Source organism: Mesorhizobium sp. M0771, from assembly GCF_040320155.1.
Lineage (GTDB): Bacteria > Pseudomonadota > Alphaproteobacteria > Rhizobiales > Rhizobiaceae > Mesorhizobium.
Map to the genome: position 1 here is coordinate 80,827 of NZ_JAMYPC010000003.1, position 20,895 is coordinate 101,721.

A 20,895-nucleotide genomic window follows, 5' to 3' on the forward strand; every position below is an offset into this window, starting at 1 on the left:
GGCCGCGCTCCAGCTCTTGACTTTGACGCATTTTCGCGCGGAAAGCTGCTTCATCCTCGACCAGCCTGAGCTTGCTGCCGAATGCCCGATCAGCGCAAACCGCCTTTTACTGTCGTCGTCTTCGACATGGCCAAAACCGGCGAGCATGTGGTTTCGGGGTTTGAGACGTTGGATGCGGCTACGTCCTACGCGATTGCTCGGGTTCGCGCCTCGGTGGAAGAGCTGCGCAAGCCTGGCATCGCAGCAGCCGAGCTCCGGCGGCACTGGCATATCCATGGTGAGGATTGCACGGTGCTGAACGCCAATGTGCGCGGCAGCGATCTGCTTGACGATTTCATCGCGACGCCGGGGACACCGGCCGAATGCGACTGGCGGGCGCTGGCGCCACGACTGCGCCGTTTCTACGCCGCTGTGAACGTCTTCAACAACGATGGCAAATCTATCCGGGTCAGCGGCTTTTTCCGCGCGACCTACCGGTTATGGCACGCTGGCCTGCTCGCACGATTTGGCGACGACGCCATCGCCTCCTTCAAAGCCAAAGGCATCACGCCGGCAGTGCCGACGAGAGTCTCGGTCGACCATCACTTCGAGCAGCCCGATCCGCCGCGCCCGCCGCTCAGCGATATCAGGCCGTTGCTGTCGTGGAAGGTCGAGATCGATTTCGGATGCACCGATGTGAGGTTCGGCGCCAAAACCGACGGCGTCTTCGCCTGGCCCGAGGAGCCGACCGGCCGGGCACTCAACGACATGACACATCTGCTGATGGCTGACAGGCTGTCTATGTACGGCACCGGCCCGGAGGGTGCCTATTATAGCGAATTGGTGTGGGTCAAGGTGACGGAGACCGATGCGGCTCCCGACTACCCTCTGAATTGAAACTGGGCCGGTGCCGGCGCATTGTTTTGCATCACGCCGACCTATTCCGCCGCCACGCCCTTCACCTGGAGATAGCTTTCCATCGAGTCGTCCAGCGCCTGCAGCCAGGGCGTATGGTGCAATGGCGCCATGGTGCCGGTCATCAGCGAGCGGTAGGCGTGGTCGCGAAAGCTCATAATGTCTTCCGCCTTGTGGTGCTCCCATTCCATGAAGGTCTGGTTGACCGCCTCGACGTCGAAGCCGGGATAGTCGGTCTGGTCCATCAGTTCCTTGGTGTAGTCGCCCTGGAACCAGATCATCTGCTCGGCGTCTTCCAGCGTCTCTTCGCGTGCCCGCCACTTGGCGCCGTGCTCGGCCATCGCCTGTCCCGACGGCAGCTTGATGCGGCCCATGATGACGTCACGGGCGAACCAGGCCTGGGCGTCGAACATGTTGAAAGTGTAGAACTGGTCCTGCATGCCGATATAGGACAGTTTCGGGTTCTTCTCCCACACGACGCCCTCATAGAGCCCGTCCGGCCACATGCGGTTGGCGGTCTTCAGCTTCAGCTCTTCCGTGAGGAACGGGAAGGAATGCAGATAGCCGGTGCACAGGACGATGGCGTCGACATCTTTTGTGGTGCCGTCCTTGAAGTGCGCCGTCTTGCCGACGACCTTCTGCAGCAGCGGCACTTCCTTCCAGTTCTCCGGCCATTTGAACCCCATCGGCTTGGAGCGGTAGCTGGAGGTGATCGATCTGGCGCCGTATTTGTAGCATTGCGAGCCGATGTCCTCGGCAGAATAGGAGCGGCCGATGATCAGTATGTCCTTGCCCTTGAACTCCATGGCGTCGCGAAAATCATGGCTGTGCAGGATACGGCCGTTGAAGGTCGAAAAGCCTTCGAAATAGGGAACGTTGGGAACCGAGAAATGCCCGGAAGCGACGACGACATTGTCGAACTCTTCGGAGTAGGTGACGTCGTTGGTGCGGTCATGCGCGGTGACAGTGAATTTCCTGCTCTCGTCCGAGAAGGTGACCATGCGCACCGGGCTGTTGAAGCGCACCCATTTGCGCAGGCCTGATTTCTCGACGCGACCCTTGATGTAATCCCACAAAACGGCGCGCGGCGGGTAGGATCCGATCGGGCGGCCGAAATGCTCCTCGAACGTATAGTCGGCGAATTCCAGGCATTCCTTCGGTCCGTTCGACCAGAGGTAGCGGTACATCGAGCCGTGGACGGGGTCGCCATGCTCGTCGAGGCCGGTGCGCCAGGTGTAGTTCCACAGGCCGCCCCAGTCCGACTGCTTTTCGAAGCAGACGATTTCGGGGATCTCGGCGCCCTTGTCGGCAGCCGACTTGAAGGCCCTGAGCTGGGCCAGACCGGATGGCCCCGCTCCAATGACGGCAACGCGCGTTTTCATGGCAGGCCTCCCGGTGTCATTCGATTTTTGGAATTGCTCTTACGAAACAAATTTCACTCACAGGACAGTAATTGCCTCTTGGATGCTGTCAACAGGCCTAGTGGAGAAACCGCGTTTCGCCCCAGCGGATTTCCGGAAAAACGGATGACGGCGTAAATCCTGTTCGGACACCATTCGACTTAAGGGGCTTGCTGCGCGGTTGCGTTTCTGTATCGGCACCGAATATGTTCACCTGGAGTGAAATAATCAGGGGGATTCGGAGGCGAGATGGCGAAGACAAGTTCCGACTCCAAGACTGCTTCGACAAGGGCAAAGCCACCGGCAAAGGCCTCCGTGGACGGAAAAACCATCCGCGCGCCGCTGACGCAGAACCCGCATGCCATTCGCGACACCCGCGAAAAAGTGCTGGAGGTGGCGATCGGGCGCGAGGTGCGCGCCTTCCGCAAGAAGCTCGGCATCACCGTCGCCGATCTCGCCGTCGCCACCGATATTTCGCTGGGCATGCTGTCGAAGATCGAGAACGGCATCACCTCGCCGTCGCTGACCACACTGCAGGCGCTGTCGAGGGCGCTCGGCGTTCCCGTCACCGCCTTCTTCCGCCGATTCGAGGAAGAGCGCAGCGCCGTCTTCGTCAAGGCCGGCGAAGGGCTAGATGTCGAACGCCGCGGCACCCGCGCCGGCCATCAATACAATCTGCTCGGCCATATCGGCTCCAACACCAGCGGCGTCGTCGTCGAGCCGTATCTGATTACGCTGACCGAGGATTCGGATGTGTTCCCGACCTTCCAGCATGAGGGCATGGAATTCCTCTATATGCTGGAGGGCGAGGTGGTGTACCGGCACGGCAGCAACCTCTATCCGATGAAGCCGGGCGACAGCCTGTTCTTCGACGCCGACGCGCCGCACGGGCCGGAGCAACTGACGAAACTTCCGATGCGGTATCTGTCGATTATTTGCTATCCGCAGAGCGCGGGGTAGTCGGACCGCCGCAGCCCCCTCACCCGGATTGCCAAGGCCGAATTGCAAGAGCAATTCGGGGCAATCCGACCTCTCCCCGAGGGGAGAGGAGTCTGGCGTCGGCGCTGGCGATCTCTTCTCCGCTCGGGGAGAAGGTGGCCGCGCAGCGGCCGGATGAGGGGGCCTTTAGTCCGGCCCGAACCCCGGTGACGTCGCACTGCCATCATCCAGCTTCGACAGCCATTCCACCAATGTCGGCCGATACCGCGTCAGGCCCTTGTAGGTGGCCAGCTCTTCCGGCAAATCCCGGATCACCCGGTGCAGTCGCCTTGCCCATTTCGGCTGTGTCACCAGTTCGTCCATCTTGATGAGATAGCAGCGGATCGGGAAGACGATGCCGTTCGAGCGCGGCAGCCGCCAGAAGCTTTGCAGTTCGACGCGCAGATGCACCTTGTCGGCGACATTTTCGGGCGTTACCGTCGCGCGGTCCGGGCCCCATTTGTGGTAATTCTCCGGACTGGTGTCGAGGCGCGGGTTTATGGTCATCGTCCAGTTCAGCCGCCGCGCCGGCTTGCCCTGCTGGATGTTGGTGAGGAACTTCAGCGCCCTGACGAAAATGCCCTTTTCATGCGCCAACGGCACCGGCGCGTGCCATTCGAAGAAATTCATGCCGATGTCGAAATCGAGCGACCAGTCGGCCTGAGTGGTGACCATGCCGGCGTCCATCCAAAGATTGCCGTCGCGCTGATCGAGAATGCAGAAATCACCCTGGCTCTGGCGGGTGATGTACTCCATCGGCCCGTAAGGCAGTGTCGAGGTGTCGCCGAAGGTGAAGGTGTCGTCGATGCCGAGCGGCCGGTTGATCCAGCGCCAGCGGTCGCCGTCGCGGGTCAGGGTGAAATGCTCGGGATAGCCAAGTGCCTGTTGCTCCATCAAAAGTTCGAGCAGGTCCCAGCCGGCCAGCGTCATATGCGGCAGCGACTGGCAGCGCAGCGGATCGTCGGCCAGCACCAGTGCACGGTCCTGCATCTCGGCGACATAGTGCTCGTCGACGTCGATCAGGTTTTCCAGAACGCTGCCCTTGGGACCGACGACATGCGGCTCGATGTTGACGGCATACATGTAGGCGTCTTCGTGGAACGGGAACGGAAACCGCCTGATGTGCTCCGGGCTGTTCCTGAAGGTGAAATCGTCGCGAAACGTTTCCTTGCGAAAGGTGATGCCCAAGCTCGCCTCCTATCTTTCCAGGACCAGCGACTCGCCTTCGAAGCGCGACACGCAGGGCATGATCTTGCAGCCGGAACGGTGGTCTTCCTCACTCAGCCAGTGGTCGTTGTGGATGAACTTGCCGTCATACGAGACGACGTTGGTCTCGCACTGGCCGCAGACACCGCCGCGGCAGAGATAGGGCGGATCGACGCCGGCGGCCTCGATGGCTTCGAGCAGGCTCTGCTGCTCGCCGACGCGGATGGTCTTGGCGCTGACGGCAAGTGTGACGTCGAACGGCAGGCCGGGCTGGGGTGCCGCGAAATGCTCGTAGTGCACGGTCTCCGCCGGCCAGCCCAAAGCGGCCGCGCGGTCGCGTACCCAGTTGATCATGCCGGCCGGGCCGCAGACATAGAGATGGGTGCCGAGCGGCTGCGAGGACAACAGACGGTCGAGTTCGATGCGCTCGTCGCGGTCGTCGTGATAGAGCCGGACGCGACGGCCATAGCGCTCCTGCAGCACATCGGCATAGGTGCCGAGCGAGGCGGTGCGGCAGGTGTAGTGCAGCTCGAAATTGCCGCCGGACCCGGCGAGCTGCGCGGTCTGCGCCATGAACGGCGTGATCCCGATGCCGCCGGCAAGCATCAGATGCTTCTTTGCCCTGAGGTCGAGCGAGAACAGATTGACGGGGTAGCTGACCACCATCTCCAGGCCAGGCTTGACGCTCCGGTGCATGAACAACGAGCCGCCGCGGCCGACATCGTCGCGGCGCACCGAGATGGTGTATTCGCGGGTGTCGAGCGGCGATCCCATCAGCGAATAGGGATTGAGCCTTGTGCGGTCGCCATCGCGCATCTCGACCACGACATGGGCGCCGCCGGAAAAGGTCGGCAAAAGCTCACCGTCACGGCGGCGGAAATGGAAGCGCGTCACCAGTTCGTTGACCGGGACGACGTCGCTGACGACGACATCGAGCTTGGTGGTGCCGGTGCTCATGGGAAGACCTCCTCTATGGGAGGGATCTCCGAGCGATCCTCGGCATTTATGCAGACGCCCTGGAATGCTGCCAGCCGTCGCGAATAATGATCGCGCACCAGAAGCAGCAGGCCGCAATGCGCGCAGGTGGCCGGCTGCGTCGTCACATTTTCGGTGATGCCTTTGCAATGCACGCACTGCATGCGCCGCGCCAATGAGCCGCGATGCTCGGTCTGCATGGAGGTATGATCGATGCCGGCTTCGAGCGCCACCTGCATGGCCTGGCCGATCAGCCCTTCGGTGCCGGCGAGATAGAGGCGCAGGCCCATATGCGCGTTGGCAAGCGTCTGCTTCAGCCGGGGCAGCAGGCTGGCGAAGGTTGGCGCGACATGAAATTGCGCGGACTTCAGTGCCTCAAGAGCGGCAACGTGCTTGCCGTCGGCCCCGGGAATGAAGACGATTTCGGCGCCGTCGAAGAAGCCGGGGGGCGCCGTCCTTGCCATATCGACGATCGCCAGCGCGCCTTCCGCATCCGCCACGAAAAGATGATGCTTGCCGGGCTGCGGGGACAGGGTTCCGTAAATGGGCCGGCTGATGATCGTTTTGGCTGCCATTCTCTACTTCGTACCTCGAAACCCCTCGCTGTCGATTGTGCCTCAGCCTTTCGCCGTGCGCTTGGTCTTTTTGGGATCGTCGAAGGGCAGAGGCTGCGCCGTCGCCCTGATCGAACCGCTCTTGTTGCGGATCTCGAGCTTGGTGTCCTTGACCGCGCAGTCGACGTCGAGGCGGGCGATGCCCATCGATTTCTCGACCAGCGGCGAATACATGGCGCAGGTGACCACGCCCACCTTTTTGCCGTCGCGATAGACCGGCGCGCCCTCATCCGCGGGTTGCTTGCCGTCGAGCAGCACGCCGTAGATCTTGAAGCGCTCCTTGCCCTTGAGGCGGTAATGCTGTTCGGCGCCGCGAAAGCCGGTCTTGCCGGGGCTGACGGTGAAGTCGAGGCCGAGCTCCCACAGCGTGTCGCCGGGGCCTTCGTTCTCGAACGGATATTTCTGCGAGTTGTCATAGGGATAAAACAGCAAATAACTTTCGACGCGCAGCATATCGAGCGTGGTGAAGCGGCACGGAATGATGCCGGCGCTCTTGCCCTCGTCGAGGATCCTGTCCCAGATCGTGCCGGCGTCCTGGCCGCGGCAGAATATCTCGTAGCCGCGCTCGCCGGTATAGCCGGTGCGCGAGATCATGACGGGAAAGCCGAACAGCTGCGTCTGCATATGATGGAAATAGTTGAGGTCGCGAATGCCCGGCACATGCTTTGAGAGATAGTCGACCGCGGTCGGTCCCTGCAGCGACAGGTCGTGCAGATTGTCGTCGAAGCGCAGCGATACGTCGCGGCCGACGGAAGCGCGCTGCAATTCCTCATGGCCGGTGCCGGAGCCGTGCACCACCATCCAGGCGTTCGGCCCGGTGCGGTAGAGGATGCAGTCGTCGGTGAATTTTCCGGCCTCGTTCAGCATGCAGGCATAGGCCGACTTGCCGGGATAGATCTTCTCCACGTCGCGCGTCGTTGCCAGGTCGATGAGGTGTGAGGCGTGCGGCCCGGTGATGTGAACCTTCTTCAGGCCCGACACATCCATCAGCCCGGCCCTGGTGCGGATGGCGGTGTATTCCTCGTCGGCGTCCTTGTCGTAGGTCCAGGCGGTGCCCATGCCGCTCCAGTCTTCGAGCTTCGAGCCTAACGCGCGATGGCGATCCGCCAGGGTCGAAAATCTCCAGGATGCCGTCATCCGCAAATCCTCCGTTCGAAAATTCTATTGTGTTCCCGGCTCCCTGCGCGAGGCGGGAGCATTTGGTCGAATATTGATCGCAAACGTCCTGATGCCGCAATACCCGGAAGCAAATAATTTCATTGTCAGGCAAAATTCGCGGCTGGGGACAAACGGTTAACCCAACGTAAAATCGGCTTGACAATTGCTGGATTCGGCCCGAATTTATGAAAAAAATTTCACTCTGTTGAAAGAGGGCAGCGGGCGGCCAATTCGGGGTCGGACGCTGGAAAAGGGGAAACCGATGTCAGACCTGCAGCAGCGCATCGAAGCGCTGTACCGTTCCGACCTGCGCGGATCCGCGCTCCTGATCATCTGCCTTTGGGCGACGATCCTCTTCGTGCTTGTCATGACATGGCCCTACATCCCGGACACCGGGATCAAGATCGTCGTCGCTATCGCTGCCGCCGCCGTGCTGATCTTCAATACGGCCGCCATCCTGGCGATGGTCAATCACTACAAGGAAGACAAGGACTTCATCTACGGTCTCGACATCAAGAACGCCGACGCGGCCCGCAACCGCAAGTCCTGAAAACAGAACGTCCTGAGGGGTAGAAGTCATGTCGCGCTACACGCCGCCGGAACAAGGCAAGGCCGGGCAGATTTTCGATATCGTGGTCGTCGTGGTCGCCATTTTCGTGGCGCTGTGGCTGCCATTGAAACTCGGCCTGGCGGGTGCGGCGAAATCCATCGACGCGCTCGATGCCAAAACCTGGGAAGCGTTGGGACAGAACCCGACCATGGCCTCGATCTGGGAAAAGCTCGGCTATACGCCGGAGACCGCGCACGACATCATCCAGAACCGCTTCCACTACATCATCGACTGGCCGACGCTGATCATCATGGCGGCGGTGCTGATCGGCTATTTCGTCTTCCTGTTCCGCGCCTCCGACCGCGAATATCGCGACGTCATCAACGAAAAGTTCGACGACAAGTAACGCCAGAGATTTTGGGGAAGCACGCTCATGTGGGTCGCACTCTCTTACGCATCGTGGGGCATCTCGGTCGTGCTTGCGCTGTGGATGCTCTACGACTGGTTCAAGATCGACACGACCTATTCCGAGGAGGTGCTGACTTCCTCGCGCGAAGGCGAGCTTGAAGCCGCTTCCGAAAAACACCGGATCTGAGTGGGGATTGAACAATGACGATCACGCTTGAACCGGCAATACACGGCGACAGGGTTTCACTGCTACGCGTGCTCGGCCCGGCCCATGTCTGGGCGCTTGGCGTCGGCATCGTGCTGGTCGGCGAATTCACCGGCTGGAATTTCTCGGCCGACAAGGGCGGCGCACTGGCGGCGCTGATCGTCTGCTGGGTGGTCGGGCTCTTGTACACTTCGGTCGCCATGATCGACTCCGAGGTGACATCGACGGTTGCCGCCGCCGGCGGCCAATACGCGCAGGCCAAGCACATTGTCGGGCCGCTGATGGCCTTCAACGTCGCGCTGTTCCTGGTCTTTGCCTACACCATGCTGGAGGTTTCGGACGCCATCCTGCTCGGCGACACCATCGTCGCCAAGGCCGGCGTCGAAGGGCTCACCCACAACTCCTTCATTGCCGCCACCATCGTCGTGCTGGCATGGCTGAACTATCGCGGCGTGCTGATGACGCTCAACGTCAACTTCGTCATCACGGCGATAGCCTATGTCTCGATCGTTATCCTGTTCTTCTCGGTCAGCCCCTGGACGCAGGGTGCTGTGCTGAAGCTCAACGAACTGGTCACCCCCGCCAATGCGCTGCCCTATGGCTGGATCGGCGTCATCGCGGCCTTCCAGTTCGGCATCTGGTACTATCTCGGCATCGAAGGCACCACGCAGGCCGCCGAGGAAGTGCGCTCGCCGGCGCGTTCGCTGCCTTACGGCACCATGGCCGGCATGATCACGCTTTTGATCGCCGCCGCCATGACCTGGTATGTCTGCGCCTCGCTGATGCCCTGGGAGTACCTCGGTATCACCTATTATCCCTTGTGGGACGCCGGCAAGCTGACCGGCAGCCCGCTGCTGGAAAACCTGTTGTTCGTCGCCACGCTGCTCGCGGCACTGGCGTCGGCCAATGGCTGTATCAACGATGCGGCCCGCGCGTGGTTCTCGCTTGGACGCGACCGCTATCTGCCGACATGGTTCTCGGCCGTGCACCCGAAATACCGCACGCCCTATCGCTCGATCCTGTTCCTGTTGCCGATCGCGCTCGCCTTCGCCTTCATCGCCGACCTCAACCAGGCGATCACCTTCTCAATCCTGTCGGGCGTGCTGCAATACACCTTCATGAGCATAAACATCATGATGTTCCGCAAAAAGTGGCCGCTGGGCACGATCCGCCGCGGCTATACGCACCCGTTCCACCCGATCCCGGCGATCGTGCTGTTTTGCCTCTGCGTGGTGACCTTCTTTGCGATCTTCCTCGGCTACGGCACGCAGCTGATCGCCATGGTCGCCTTCTACTTCCTGATCTCGCTGTGGTTCCACTTCTACCGTTACCGCTATGTGCGCCGCGGCGACCAGTTCACCATGCCGTGGCCGAAGCCGCAGGGCTATTGACAGGAGAGGGCCTGCCGGTCTGGGCGGGCATGGCGTGACGAGGTGTCTGACGTGACGACAGCATTGCTGGCCGGGGCGGTCGCCGTGGCTCTCGTCCTGCACCTCGCCTGGCATACGCGCGCCAGCCGCAAAAAGGCCAAGGCTGATCTTGCAGCCGAGGCAGCCAGCATCCGGACCGTCATCACAGATGCCGTTGATGTCTCCGATGGCACAGCCGGCGTTGTCACCTGGGCCGGCACATGGAACGGACAGCGCGTGCAGCTGCGCACCATCGTCGACACGCTGGCAACGCGAAAGCTGCCGGCGCGATGGTTGAGTGTCACGATCACAGAGCCGGTTGCGGTGCCGGCGACCTTCGACATGATGATGCGGCCGGGCTCGCCGACGACCTTCTCCAATTTCGATCATCTTCAGCATACGCTGCCGAAGGCTCCGGGATTTCCGGCTGAAGCCGTGCTGCGAACCGACCTCAGGGCGGCGCGCTTTCCGCAGAACCTGATCGCCAGCCATCTCGACATCTTTGCCGAAGGCCGCGCCAAGGAACTCTTGATCACCCCGAACGGCGTGCGCATCGTCTGGCTGCTGGCCGAGGCCGAGCGGGCGCGCTACGGCGTGTTCCGGCAGGCCGCATTCGGCGGCGCAAGGCTGGATCCAACGCTGGTCGAGAGACTGCTGACCTCGGCCTCAGTGCTGCGCGATGCCATCAACCGACAGGAAAGGCAGGTCGCATGAGCGCACCCGCACCGACAAACCCGTATCTGGTGCTCGGCGCTGCCATCGTCTTACCGGCCAGCGGCCACGTCATTCTGGGCGTGCCCGTGCGCGGCCTGCAGTTCCTGTTCTTCATGGTGATCCTCGCCTGGGTGACGGCCAAGATCGCGCCGGCCGATGCCAGCTTCGTCGGCCGCCACGCCGGCGGCTTCCTGATCTATGCGCTGTCGATCCTCGATGCCTACAGAATAGCCCGCATCCGCACCGCCACATGGATTCACAGCGCCCGCGACGGCGGCGATAGTTCACAAGGCCGCATCGAGCCGGATACGTAACTACAGGAATATTTTTTTCATACGATTGAATTCGCACGACGCATTCGATACATCATCGTCTAGTGGTAACGTCGGGAGGCTGACATGTGTGGAATCGTCGGACTTTTTCTGAAAGACAAGTCGCTTGAGCCGCAGCTCGGCTCGATGCTGTCGCAGATGCTGATATCGCTCAGCGATCGCGGCCCCGACAGCGCCGGCATTGCCATCTATGGCGCGCCTTCCAGGAATGAAGCCAAGATCACCATCCAGTCCGCGAAGCCCGAGCGCGATTTCCGCGGCCTCGACGCCGAACTCGCAAAGGCCATCGGCGCGCCGGTGAGCATAGCGGTGAAGTCCACCCATGCAGTGTTGAGAACCGCGCCCGACAAGGTCGATGCCGCGCGCGAAGCGCTGCAGTCAATCCGCCCCGACGTGCGCATCATGGGCGCCGGCGAAGCGGTGGAAATCTACAAGGAAGTCGGTCTGCCGGAAGCGGTCGTCGACCGCTTCGACGTCCGCTCGATGACCGGCACGCATGGCATCGGCCATACCCGCATGGCGACGGAATCGGCCGTCACCACTATGGGCGCGCATCCGTTCTCGACCGGCGCCGACCAGTGCCTGGTGCACAATGGCTCGCTGTCCAACCACAACAATGTGCGGCGTGAGCTGGTGCGGGAGGGCATGAAATTCGAGACCGAGAACGACACCGAGGTCGCCGCCGCCTATCTCTCCTCGCAGATGGCGCATGGCAAGAACCTCGGCGAGGCGCTGGAAGGCACGCTGTCCGACCTCGACGGCTTCTTCACCTTCGTCGTCGGCACCAAGAACGGTTTCGGCGTGGTGCGCGATCCGATCGCCTGCAAGCCCGCCGTCATGGCCGAGACCGACCAGTATGTCGCCTTTGGCTCGGAATATCGGGCGCTGACCAAGCTGCCCGGCATAGACAATGCGAGGGTCTGGGAGCCGGAACCCGCAACCGTCTATTTCTGGGAGCATTGAGCCCATGCCGGCAACCAAACTTTCGAAGGCGGCGCAAGACCAGGCGTCCCGGGTCTTCGATCTTGATGTGTCGTCGCTGCGCGAGCTCAACCAGGCGCTTCACAATCTGACGCCCGGCTCCAACGAAACGGCGTGGGAAGTGCTGCACCCGAAGGGCAGCCATTCGGTTGCGGTCGGCGTCGACCAGCCTGTCAGCATCGATGTGCGCGGCAGCGTCGGCTACTACTGCGCCGGGATGAATGACGGCGCTGCCATCACCGTGCACGGCTCGGCCGGACCTGGCGTCGGCGAAAACATGATGTCGGGCTCGATCGTCATCAAGGGCGACGCCAGCCAGTATGCCGGCGCCACCGGCAAGGGCGGGCTGCTCGTCATCGAGGGCAACGCCTCGTCGCGCTGCGGCATCTCGATGAAGGGCATCGACATCGTCGTGCACGGCAATATCGGCCACATGTCGGCCTTCATGGCGCAGTCCGGCAATCTGGTGGTGCTGGGCGATGCCGGCGACGCACTTGGCGATTCCATCTACGAAGCGCGGCTGTTCGTGCGCGGCAAGGTCGAAAGCCTGGGCGCCGACTGCATCGCCAAGGAGATGCGGCCCGAGCATATCGAACTGCTGCAGGGACTGCTCGACCGCGCCGGCGTCACCGGCGTCAAGCCGTCGGAATTCAAGCGCTACGGCTCGGCGCGCACGCTCTACAATTTCAATATCGACAACGCCGACGCGTATTGAGGCAGCATGACCTACAAGAACCCGCCGACGACGCCGCGCAAATCCGCGACCTTCGACGACTACACGCTTTCCGAAATCCGCCGCGCCGCGGCGACCGGCATCTATGACATCAGGGGCGCCGGGGCCAAGCGCAAGCTGCCGCATTTCGACGACCTTTTGTTCCTCGGCGCCTCGATCTCGCGCTATCCGCTGGAAGGCTATCGCGAGCGGTGCGACACGTCGGTCGTGCTGGGCTCGCGCTATGCCAAGAAGCCGATCGAGCTGAAAATCCCGATCACCGTTGCCGGCATGAGCTTCGGGTCGCTGTCCGGCCCGGCCAAGGAAGCGCTCGGCCGTGGCGCTACGCTCTCAGGCACGTCGACCACCACGGGCGACGGCGGCATGACCGAGGAAGAGCGCGGCCATTCCAAGCAACTGGTCTACCAGTACCTGCCGTCACGCTACGGCATGAACCCCAGGGATTTGCGCCGTGCCGACGCCATCGAAGTCGTTGTCGGCCAGGGCGCCAAGCCCGGCGGCGGCGGCATGCTGTTGGGACAAAAGATTTCCGACCGCGTCGCCGAAATGCGCACGCTGCCGAAGGGCATCGACCAGCGCTCGGCCTCACGCCATCCCGACTGGACCGGGCCGGACGATCTCGAGATCAAGATCCTCGAGCTGCGCGAGATCACCGACTGGGAAAAGCCGATCTACGTCAAGGTCGGCGGCGCCCGCCCCTATTACGACACAGCACTTGCGGTGAAGGCCGGCGCCGATGTCGTCGTCGTCGACGGCATGCAGGGCGGCACGGCGGCCACCCAGGAAGTATTCATCGAAAATGTCGGCCAGCCGACGCTTGCCTGCATCAGGCCGGCGGTGCAGGCGCTGCAGGATCTCGGCATGCACCGCAAGGTGCAGCTGATCGTGTCGGGCGGCATCCGCAATGGCGCCGACGTCGCCAAGGCGCTGGCGCTCGGCGTCGACGCGGTGTCGATCGGCACGGCAGCGCTCGTCGCGCTCGGCGACAACGACCCGCGCTGGGAGGCCGAATACAATGCGCTCGGCACCACCGCCGGCGCCTATGACGACTGGCACGAGGGTCGCGACCCCGCGGGCATCACCACGCAGGACCCCGAACTGATGAAGCGGGTCGATCCGATCGCCGCCGGACGGCGGCTGGCGAACTACCTCAAGGTGATAACGCTGGAGGCGCAGACCATTGCGCGTGCCTGCGGCAAGAACAGCCTGCACAATCTCGAGCCCGAGGATCTCGTAGCCCTCACCATCGAAGCCGCCGCCATGGCTGGCGTGCCGCTGGCCGGCACCAACTGGATACCGGGGAAAAACGGCTTCTAAAAAACACATCAAAATAAGCGAGGAACTATAATGGGGAACGATCTCGCCGCATTCGCCAAAGAGAACGGCGTCAAATATTTCATGATTTCCTACACCGACCTGTTCGGCGGCCAGCGCGCCAAGCTGGTGCCGGCGCAGGCGATCGCCGACATGCAGAAGGACGGCGCCGGCTTCGCCGGTTTCGCCACCTGGCTCGACCTCACGCCGGCGCATCCTGATATGCTGGCGGTGCCGGATCCGGATTCGGTGATCCAGCTGCCGTGGAAGCCCGATGTCGCCTGGGTCGCCGCCAACTGCATCATGGACGACAAGGAAGTCGAGCAGGCGCCGCGCAACACGCTGCGCCGGCTGATCGCGGAAGCCGCCACTGACGGCATGCATGTCAAGACTGGCGTCGAGGCAGAGTTCTTCCTGATCTCGCCGGACGGCAGCGTCATCTCCGACAAATACGACACGGCTTCAAAACCCTGCTACGACCAGCAAGCGGTGATGCGCCGCTACGATGTCATCGCCGAGATTTGCGACCACATGTTGGCGCTGGGCTGGAGCCCCTACCAGAACGACCATGAGGACGCCAACGGCCAGTTCGAGATGAACTGGGCTTTCGACGATGTGCTCGCCACCGCCGACAAGCACTCCTTCTTCAAGTTCATGGTCAAGTCGGTGGCCGAGAAACACGGCCTGCGCGCGACCTTCATGCCAAAGCCTTTCCAGGGCCTGACCGGCAATGGCTGCCACGCCCATATTTCGGTCTGGGACAAGGCCGGCAAGGTCAACGTCTTTGCCGATAACGCGATGGAACTCGGCCTGTCGGCCAAGGGCAAGAATTTCCTCGGCGGCATCATGAAACATGCCTCGGCGCTGGCCGCCATCACCAACCCGACGGTGAACTCCTACAAACGCATCAACGCGCCGCGCACCATTTCGGGCGCCACCTGGGCGCCGAACACGGTGACCTGGACCGGAAACAACCGCACTCACATGGTGCGCGTGCCCGGCCCCGGCCGCTTCGAGCTGCGGTTGCCGGACGGCGCCGCAAACCCTTATCTGCTGCAGGCCGTCATCATTGCCGCCGGTCTCGACGGCATCCGCTCCAAGGCCGATCCCGGCAAGCGCTACGACATCGACATGTACCAGAACGGTCACACTGTGAAGGGCGCGCCGAAGCTGCCGCTCAACCTGCTCGACGCGCTTCGCGAATACGACAAGGACAAATCGCTCAAGGCGGCGCTGGGTGAGGAATTCTCGTCGGCTTATCTAAAGCTGAAGCAACAGGAATGGAATTCCTATGCTTCGCACTTCACGCAATGGGAGCGCGACCACACGCTGGACATATAATCGTCCTAGCGGTGCGAGCGACCTCGGAATGACCTGATGAAATATTCGATCTTCTCGCTCGCCCGTGCTGCCCTTTCCGGCCACAAGAACTGGCAGCGCACCTGGCGCGATGCGGCGCCCAAGGACCACTACGATGTTGTGATCATCGGCGGCGGCGGCCATGGGCTCGCCACCGCCTGGTTCCTCGCCAGCGAGTTCGGCATCAGAAACGTCGCCGTGCTGGAAAAGGGCTGGATCGGCTCCGGCAATGCCGGCCGCAACACCACCATCATCCGTTCCAATTACGGCCTGCCCGGCAATACCGGCTTCTACGAGCTTTCGATGAAGCTTTGGGAGCGGATGGAGCAGGACCTCAACTATAACGCCATGGTCAGCCAGCGCGGCGTCCTCAACCTCTATCATTCCGATGCGCAGCGCGACGCTTATGCGCGGCGCGGCAACACCATGCGCATCAATGGCATCGATGCCGAACTGCTCGACCAGGCGGCGCTGAAGAAGATGCTGCCGTTCCTGAATTTCGACCATGCGCGCTTTCCCGTGCAGGGCGGCCTCCTGCAGCGCCGCGGCGGCACCGCGCGGCATGACGCGGTGGTCTGGGGCTATGCCCATGCGGCGAGCGAACTCGGCGTCGACATCATCCAGAACTGCGAGGTCACCGGCTTTGTCCGGGACGGCAACGGCAAGGTGACTGGCGTCGAGACGTCGCGCGGCAAGATCGGCGCCGGCAAGGTCGGCATGGCAGTCGCCGGGTCATCGTCGCGTGTCGCAGCGATGGCGGGCATGCGCCTGCCGATCGAAAGCCATGTGCTGCAAGCTTTCGTCTCGGAGGCGATCAAGCCGCTCATCCCCGGCGTCATGACCTTCGGCGCCGGGCATTTCTATGTCAGCCAGTCGGACAAGGGCGGGCTGGTCTTCGGCGGCGACATCGATGGCTACAATTCCTACGCCCAGCGCGGCAATTTGCCTGTCATGGAAGATGTCTGCGAAGGCGGCATGGCGCTGATCCCGATGATCGGCCGCGTGCGGCTTCTGCGCCAGTGGGGCGGTATCATGGACATGTCGATGGATGGCTCGCCGATCATCGACAAGACACCGGTCGACGGGCTCTACCTCAACGCCGGCTGGTGTTATGGCGGCTTCAAGGCGACGCCCGGTTCCGGCTTCGTCTTTGCCCATCTTCTGGCGCGTGACGAAACGCACAAGGAGGCGGCGCTGTTTCGGCTCGACCGCTTCCAGCGCGGCGCCATGATCGACGAAAAGGGCCAAGGCGCCCAACCGAACCTGCATTGAGGCGGCCGGAACAAGATGCGTATCACCTGTCCTTTCTGCGGCGAACGCGAACTCGGCGAGTTCAGCTATCTCGGCGATGCCAAGCCTGTACGGCCGGCGGCGGATGCCGGCGAAGATGCCGTCTACGACTATGTCTATCTGCGCGACAACATCGCCGGCGTGATGGCAGAGAACTGGTATCACGGCGGTGGCTGCCGGGCCTGGCTGAAGGTCACCCGCAACACGCTGACGCACGAGATCTCGGCGGTGGAACCGGCGGCGGGGGCTGGTGCGAGCCAGGTGGAGACATGAGCTATTCTGTCGAGACCACAGCCGTCGCGAAAAGCGCCAGCCCCCTACCTCCCCCTTGTGGGGAGGTCGGACCGCAGGTCCGGGTGGGGGTCGGTGCCGCACCCCCACCCCGCTGCTGCGCAGCGACCCCCCCCACAAGGGGGAGGGTGAAGAGCGCGACGGTCCCGCCTGGCATTGGATCGATGAGAGGCCGGCCATCGTGAGTTCCAGCCAATCCCATCGTCTCTCATCCGGCGGTCTCATCGACCGTTCCACCCCCCTCACCTTCCGCTTCGACGGCACGACATTTTCCGGCTTCCAGGGCGACACGCTGGCGTCGGCGCTGGTCGCCAATGGCGTCAAGCTGGTCGGCCGCTCGTTCAAATACCATCGTCCGCGCGGCATTCTGACTGCGGGCTCGGAAGAACCCAACGCGCTGGTCGAACTGCGCACCGGCGCACGGCGCGAGGCCAACACCAAGGCCACGACGGCCGAACTCTATGAAGGCCTCGAAGCGGCCAGCCAGAACCGCTGGCCGTCGCTGCGCCACGATGTGATGTCGGTGAACCAGCTGTTCGCACCGATCTTCGTCGCCGGCTTCTACTACAAAACCTTCATGTGGCCGGCAAAATTCTGGGAAATGGTCTACGAGCCGGCGATCCGACGCGCCGCGGGTCTGGGTCGCGCGGCGGTCACCCCCGATCCGGATCACTACGACAAGGCCTGGGCGCATTGCGATGTGGTGATCGCCGGCTCTGGTCCGGCCGGTCTCGCCGCCGCACTCGCTGCAGGCCGCAGCGGTGCGCGCGTCATCCTGTGCGAAGAAGATTTTGCGCCCGGCGGCCGTCTGTTGTCGGATGGCGGCACGATCGACGGTCTGCCGGCCGCGGAGTGGCTGTCGCGCACACTGGCCGAGCTCAGCTCGATGCCGGATGTCCGCATCATGACCCGCACGACCCTGTTCGGCGTCTATGATGGCGGTACCTATGGCGCGATCGAGCGGGTCAACGATCATCTGCCGGTGCCGCCCGAGCATCAGGTGCGCCAGCGCCTGTGGCGCATCGTGGCCAAGCGCTGCGTCGTCGCCGCCGGCGCGATTGAGCGTCCCATCGTCTTTGCCGGCAATGACACGCCCGGCGTGATGATGGCGTCCGCCATCCGCACCTACGTCACACGTTATGCGGCGACGCCGGCAAAGCGGATCGCGCTGTTCACCAACCATGAGGATGGCTGGCGCACGGTCGAGACGGCACTCGGCGCCGGGCTGCAGATCGCGGCGGTGATCGACGCGCGGCCTGACGTCTCGCCTGCCCATCGTTCTCTCGCTTCCATGAACGGCTTCACCGTGCTGCATGGTTCGGTCAGCGGCGTCGACGGCGGCAAGGACGGCGTAAGAAAAATAGCGGTGTCGCTGACCGGCGGCGCGCGCGCCGAGGTCGAGGCCGACGGGCTTGCCGTTTCCGGCGGCTGGAATCCGGCGGTCGGGCTCACCTCTTACCATCGCGGCCGGCCGAAATGGCGAGACGACATCGCCGCCTTCGTGCCGGACGGCGCGCCGCCCGGTATGGTCGCCGCAGGTGCGGCTAACGGCGACTTCGGGCTAGGCGCCTGCCTGCGCGCAGGTTTCGAGGCCGGCGCCGCAGCGGCGCGGGACGCGGGACGCAATGGCAATCCGGGCTCTGCAGCTGTTGCCGGCGACGAGTCCTTCTCACTGACCCCGCTCTGGCACGTCGCCGGCAAAGGCAAGGCCTTTGTAGACCAGCAGCATGACGTCACCGCGTCCGACATCGAGCTGGCGCAGCGCGAGGGTTTTGAATCGGTCGAGCATCTGAAGCGCTACACCACGCTCGGCATGGCGACCGACCAGGGCAAGACGTCCAATGTCGCCGGCCTCGCCATCATGGCGGCGGTGTCGGGCAAATCCATTCCCGAGACCGGCACGACCATCTATCGCCCGCCGTACGTGCCGGTCGCCATCGGCGCCTTTGCCGGCCACCATCGCGACGAAAATTTCCATGCGACGCGGCTGACGCCGTCGCATCACTGGGCGGCCGAACAAGGCGCGATCTTTGTCGACACCGGCCTGTGGAAGCGCGCGCAATGGTATCCGCGCGCGGGCGAGAAGGACTGGCTGGAATCGGTCACCCGCGAGGTCAAGGCGGTGCGCTCGGGCGTCGGCTTCTGCGATGTCTCGACGCTGGGCAAGATCGATGTGCACGGCCCCGATGCCGGCGCCTTCCTCGACCGCGTCTACATCAACACCTTCTCAAACCTTGCCGTGGGAAAAGCCCGCTACGGGCTGATGCTGCGCGAGGACGGCCTCGTCTATGATGACGGCACGACCTCGCGGCTGGCCGAGGACCATTATTTCCTCACCACGACCACGGCGAAGGCCGGGCTGGTGATGCAGCATCTCGAATTCTGCCGGCAGGTGCTATTCCCCGAACTCGACGTGCAACTGACCTCGGTCTCCGACCAGTGGGCGCAATTCTCGATTGCCGGGCCAAGGACGCGAGACCTGTTGAAGGAAATCGTCGACCCTGCCGAGGACCTTTCGAACGAAGGTTTTCCATTCATGGGCGTGCGCGAAGTCGCTTTGCGCGGCGGCATCAAGGCGCGGCTGTTCCGCATCTCCTTCTCCGGCGAGATGGCGTTCGAGATTTCGGTGCCGGCGCGTTACGGTGAAGCGATGGCACGCAATTTGATGCTGGCGGGTAAACCGTTCGGCGTGACGCCGTATGGCACAGAAGCCCTCGGCGTCATGCGCGTTGAAAAGGGCCATGTCGCCGGACCGGAACTGAGCGGCACGACGACCGCCGCCGATCTCGGTCTCGGCAAGATGATGTCGACCAAGAAGGATTTCATCGGTCGCGTCATGGCCGGCCGCGAGGCGCTGGTGGCGCCGGACCGGCAGGTCGTGGTCGGCATCAAGCCGGTCGACAAGGCGCGCCGCCTGCGCTCCGGCGCGCACATCATCCCGAAGGGCCAGACGCCCGGGCCTGATAACGACCAGGGCTACGTCACCTCGGTCTGCTTCTCGCCGACGCTCGACCAGTGGATCGGTCTCGGCCTTGTCGAGCGCGGCCGCGAACGCATCGGCGAGATCGTCCACGCGCATGATCCGCTGCGCGGTGAAGACTACGATATCGAACTCTGCAATCCCGTCTTCTACGATCCCGATGGAGGGCGCCAGCGTGGCTGACTTTTTCTGGGATGTTCGCAGCCCGCTCGAGCGCGCGCTCGCTCCTGGCGCTTGCGGCCCGCAAGGCGATGCCGGTGTGTCGCTGACCGAGATCCGCAATTTCGACCTCGTCCAGGTGATGGCACGGCGCGGCAAGGCGGGTGATTTGGCCGAGGCCGCGAACGCTCGTTTCGGCGTCGCGGCTCCGGAAACGCCGAAGGCAGTTGGCACCGCTGATGCGACGCTGATCTGGTCGGGACCGGATCAGTTTTTTGTCCTGTCGAAGGGTGGCAGGACTGAGGTGCTCGCTCAGACCTTTGCATCTTCCGCTTCGCTATCCGACCAATCGCATGCACGCGTGCTGATCAGCATCTGCGGCCTCAAGGCGCGCGCCATGCTGGCGAAACTGTCGTCGATTGATTTGCATCCCGATGCGTTTCCGGTTGGCGCTGCTGCCGCGACCTCGGTGGATCACACCAGCGTCACGCTCTGGCGTGGTGGTGACAAGGCGGATGGGCAGGCGGTGTTCAACCTCCTGGTGTTTGCGACGTTTGCCGAAAGTCTGTGGCACACGATGTTGGATTCGGCTGCGGAGTATGGTGTGGCTATCGGGCATTCCGAGGAGCTTTAGCTCGATAGTTTCAGATGTTGGCGCCGCCCCTCATTGCCCTGCCGGGCATTTCTCCCCGTATAGTGACGGGGAGAAAGAAGCTGGTCGCAGCCTCGGCGCTCGTCCTGCAACGCTGGCGATTGACGAAACCGGCGACGACAGCATCCTTCGCCCCGTTTACGAGGAGAAGATGGCGGCAGCCAGATGAGGGGCGGCGCTGGCGTTCGGAAGATGGGTTTGATTGGAAGGGTCTAACCTGCAGCGACCGCGTCGAGAACGCCACCTCCACCTTGCCAAACCCAACCGCGCTGCTATTCTTGCTGCTAAAATAA

General features: G+C 63.0%; 21 protein-coding genes. 16 read left to right on the plus strand and 5 right to left on the minus strand.

What is annotated here, in order from left to right:
* Positions 1-81 precede the first annotated feature (81 nt).
* Positions 82-876 (plus strand): hypothetical protein, encoded by a 795-nt coding sequence (locus NKI05_RS05880; RefSeq protein WP_023754056.1) that lies wholly within the window; start codon positions 82-84, stop codon positions 874-876.
* Positions 877-917: 41 nt separating this feature from the next.
* On the opposite strand, the gene NKI05_RS05885 is transcribed toward NKI05_RS05880, so the two are convergent.
* Positions 918-2,276 carry a trimethylamine monooxygenase gene (locus NKI05_RS05885; protein ID WP_023815210.1) on the minus strand — a complete coding sequence of 453 codons (1,359 nt, stop codon included), beginning with the start codon at positions 2,274-2,276 and terminating at the stop codon, positions 918-920.
* A 267-nt stretch (positions 2,277-2,543) separates the two neighbouring features.
* On the opposite strand from NKI05_RS05885, the gene NKI05_RS05890 reads away from it, so the two are divergent.
* Positions 2,544-3,254 carry a helix-turn-helix domain-containing protein gene (locus NKI05_RS05890; RefSeq protein ID WP_023687066.1) on the plus strand — a complete coding sequence of 237 codons (711 nt, stop codon included), beginning with the start codon at positions 2,544-2,546 and terminating at the stop codon, positions 3,252-3,254.
* 165 nt (positions 3,255-3,419) lie between these two features.
* On the opposite strand, the gene NKI05_RS05895 is transcribed toward NKI05_RS05890, so the two are convergent.
* From NKI05_RS05895 to NKI05_RS05910, 4 genes are read right to left on the minus strand one after another with little or no spacing between them, the layout of a single operon-like run.
* Positions 3,420-4,460: a heme-dependent oxidative N-demethylase family protein gene (locus NKI05_RS05895; protein WP_023735617.1), complete on the minus strand. Its 1,041-nt coding sequence runs from the start codon at positions 4,458-4,460 to the stop codon at positions 3,420-3,422.
* A gap of 9 nt (positions 4,461-4,469) precedes the next feature.
* Positions 4,470-5,435, minus strand: a complete 966-nt coding sequence (locus tag NKI05_RS05900) for a PDR/VanB family oxidoreductase (RefSeq protein WP_023815209.1) — start codon at positions 5,433-5,435, stop codon at positions 4,470-4,472.
* Complete coding sequence (locus tag NKI05_RS05905) at positions 5,432-6,028, minus strand: dimethylamine monooxygenase subunit DmmA family protein (RefSeq protein WP_023668542.1); 597 nt, start codon at positions 6,026-6,028, stop codon at positions 5,432-5,434. The genes NKI05_RS05900 and NKI05_RS05905 overlap by 4 nt, the downstream gene beginning before the upstream one ends.
* Before the next feature lie 42 nt (positions 6,029-6,070).
* Positions 6,071-7,204 carry an aminomethyl transferase family protein gene (locus tag NKI05_RS05910; RefSeq protein ID WP_023815208.1) on the minus strand — a complete coding sequence of 378 codons (1,134 nt, stop codon included), beginning with the start codon at positions 7,202-7,204 and terminating at the stop codon, positions 6,071-6,073.
* Between the two features lie 283 nt (positions 7,205-7,487).
* On the opposite strand from NKI05_RS05910, the gene NKI05_RS05915 reads away from it, so the two are divergent.
* The 14 genes from NKI05_RS05915 (at position 7,488) to NKI05_RS05980 (ending at position 20,584) form a co-directional block, all read left to right on the plus strand.
* Complete coding sequence (locus NKI05_RS05915) at positions 7,488-7,775, plus strand: hypothetical protein (RefSeq protein WP_023668544.1); 288 nt, start codon at positions 7,488-7,490, stop codon at positions 7,773-7,775.
* Positions 7,776-7,803: 28 nt separating this feature from the next.
* Positions 7,804-8,181, plus strand: a complete 378-nt coding sequence (locus NKI05_RS05920; RefSeq protein WP_023668545.1) for a hypothetical protein — start codon at positions 7,804-7,806, stop codon at positions 8,179-8,181.
* Positions 8,182-8,208: 27 nt separating this feature from the next.
* Positions 8,209-8,370, plus strand: a complete 162-nt coding sequence (locus tag NKI05_RS05925) for a hypothetical protein (RefSeq protein ID WP_023668546.1) — start codon at positions 8,209-8,211, stop codon at positions 8,368-8,370.
* Positions 8,371-8,384: 14 nt separating this feature from the next.
* Positions 8,385-9,779, plus strand: coding sequence for an APC family permease (locus NKI05_RS05930; RefSeq protein ID WP_023815207.1), 1,395 nt, complete (start codon positions 8,385-8,387; stop codon positions 9,777-9,779).
* Between the two features lie 42 nt (positions 9,780-9,821).
* A complete protein-coding gene (locus NKI05_RS05935; RefSeq protein ID WP_023704841.1) occupies positions 9,822-10,511 on the plus strand; it encodes a hypothetical protein in 690 nt (229 codons plus the stop codon).
* Positions 10,508-10,825 (plus strand): hypothetical protein, encoded by a 318-nt coding sequence (locus NKI05_RS05940; RefSeq protein ID WP_023668549.1) that lies wholly within the window; start codon positions 10,508-10,510, stop codon positions 10,823-10,825. Before NKI05_RS05935 ends, NKI05_RS05940 begins: the two co-directional genes overlap by 4 nt.
* A gap of 84 nt (positions 10,826-10,909) precedes the next feature.
* Positions 10,910-11,806 carry a class II glutamine amidotransferase gene (locus tag NKI05_RS05945; RefSeq protein ID WP_023668550.1) on the plus strand — a complete coding sequence of 299 codons (897 nt, stop codon included), beginning with the start codon at positions 10,910-10,912 and terminating at the stop codon, positions 11,804-11,806.
* Between the two features lie 4 nt (positions 11,807-11,810).
* Positions 11,811-12,539, plus strand: a complete 729-nt coding sequence (locus NKI05_RS05950) for a GltB/FmdC/FwdC-like GXGXG domain-containing protein (protein ID WP_023668551.1) — start codon at positions 11,811-11,813, stop codon at positions 12,537-12,539.
* A 6-nt stretch (positions 12,540-12,545) separates the two neighbouring features.
* Positions 12,546-13,874 carry an FMN-binding glutamate synthase family protein gene (locus tag NKI05_RS05955; protein ID WP_023687061.1) on the plus strand — a complete coding sequence of 443 codons (1,329 nt, stop codon included), beginning with the start codon at positions 12,546-12,548 and terminating at the stop codon, positions 13,872-13,874.
* 30 nt (positions 13,875-13,904) lie between these two features.
* On the plus strand, positions 13,905-15,212 hold the full coding sequence (gene glnT, locus NKI05_RS05960; protein ID WP_023684436.1) for a type III glutamate--ammonia ligase: 1,308 nt from the start codon (positions 13,905-13,907) through the stop codon (positions 15,210-15,212).
* A gap of 36 nt (positions 15,213-15,248) precedes the next feature.
* On the plus strand, positions 15,249-16,502 hold the full coding sequence (locus NKI05_RS05965) for a sarcosine oxidase subunit beta family protein (RefSeq protein ID WP_023668554.1): 1,254 nt from the start codon (positions 15,249-15,251) through the stop codon (positions 16,500-16,502).
* 15 nt (positions 16,503-16,517) lie between these two features.
* Complete coding sequence (locus NKI05_RS05970; RefSeq protein ID WP_023684437.1) at positions 16,518-16,793, plus strand: sarcosine oxidase subunit delta; 276 nt, start codon at positions 16,518-16,520, stop codon at positions 16,791-16,793.
* A gap of 199 nt (positions 16,794-16,992) precedes the next feature.
* Positions 16,993-19,974: a sarcosine oxidase subunit alpha gene (locus tag NKI05_RS05975; protein ID WP_023815206.1), complete on the plus strand. Its 2,982-nt coding sequence runs from the start codon at positions 16,993-16,995 to the stop codon at positions 19,972-19,974.
* The gene (locus NKI05_RS05980; RefSeq protein WP_081727326.1) at positions 19,952-20,584 is read left to right on the plus strand and encodes a sarcosine oxidase subunit gamma family protein; all 633 of its coding nucleotides are present in this window, start codon (positions 19,952-19,954) and stop codon (positions 20,582-20,584) included. Before NKI05_RS05975 ends, NKI05_RS05980 begins: the two co-directional genes overlap by 23 nt.
* Positions 20,585-20,895 lie beyond the last annotated feature (311 nt).

Bases quoted from the DNA above. Each gene is read 5' to 3' on its own strand.
- NKI05_RS05910 (WP_023815208.1), bottom strand. From the start codon at position 7,204: ATGACGGCATCCTGGAGATTTTCGACCCTGGCGGATCGCCATCGCGCG.
- NKI05_RS05890 (WP_023687066.1), top strand. From the start codon at position 2,544: ATGGCGAAGACAAGTTCCGACTCCAAGACTGCTTCGACAAGGGCAAAG.
- NKI05_RS05905 (WP_023668542.1), bottom strand. From the start codon at position 6,028: ATGGCAGCCAAAACGATCATCAGCCGGCCCATTTACGGAACCCTGTCC.
- NKI05_RS05880 (WP_023754056.1), top strand. From the start codon at position 82: ATGCCCGATCAGCGCAAACCGCCTTTTACTGTCGTCGTCTTCGACATG.
- NKI05_RS05970 (WP_023684437.1), top strand. From the start codon at position 16,518: ATGCGTATCACCTGTCCTTTCTGCGGCGAACGCGAACTCGGCGAGTTC.
- NKI05_RS05955 (WP_023687061.1), top strand. From the start codon at position 12,546: ATGACCTACAAGAACCCGCCGACGACGCCGCGCAAATCCGCGACCTTC.
- NKI05_RS05950 (WP_023668551.1), top strand. From the start codon at position 11,811: ATGCCGGCAACCAAACTTTCGAAGGCGGCGCAAGACCAGGCGTCCCGG.
- NKI05_RS05885 (WP_023815210.1), bottom strand. From the start codon at position 2,276: ATGAAAACGCGCGTTGCCGTCATTGGAGCGGGGCCATCCGGTCTGGCC.
- NKI05_RS05980 (WP_081727326.1), top strand. From the start codon at position 19,952: ATGGAGGGCGCCAGCGTGGCTGACTTTTTCTGGGATGTTCGCAGCCCG.
- NKI05_RS05930 (WP_023815207.1), top strand. From the start codon at position 8,385: ATGACGATCACGCTTGAACCGGCAATACACGGCGACAGGGTTTCACTG.
- NKI05_RS05900 (WP_023815209.1), bottom strand. From the start codon at position 5,435: ATGAGCACCGGCACCACCAAGCTCGATGTCGTCGTCAGCGACGTCGTC.
- NKI05_RS05915 (WP_023668544.1), top strand. From the start codon at position 7,488: ATGTCAGACCTGCAGCAGCGCATCGAAGCGCTGTACCGTTCCGACCTG.
- NKI05_RS05925 (WP_023668546.1), top strand. From the start codon at position 8,209: ATGTGGGTCGCACTCTCTTACGCATCGTGGGGCATCTCGGTCGTGCTT.
- glnT (WP_023684436.1), top strand. From the start codon at position 13,905: ATGGGGAACGATCTCGCCGCATTCGCCAAAGAGAACGGCGTCAAATAT.
- NKI05_RS05945 (WP_023668550.1), top strand. From the start codon at position 10,910: ATGTGTGGAATCGTCGGACTTTTTCTGAAAGACAAGTCGCTTGAGCCG.
- NKI05_RS05965 (WP_023668554.1), top strand. From the start codon at position 15,249: ATGAAATATTCGATCTTCTCGCTCGCCCGTGCTGCCCTTTCCGGCCAC.
- NKI05_RS05920 (WP_023668545.1), top strand. From the start codon at position 7,804: ATGTCGCGCTACACGCCGCCGGAACAAGGCAAGGCCGGGCAGATTTTC.
- NKI05_RS05940 (WP_023668549.1), top strand. From the start codon at position 10,508: ATGAGCGCACCCGCACCGACAAACCCGTATCTGGTGCTCGGCGCTGCC.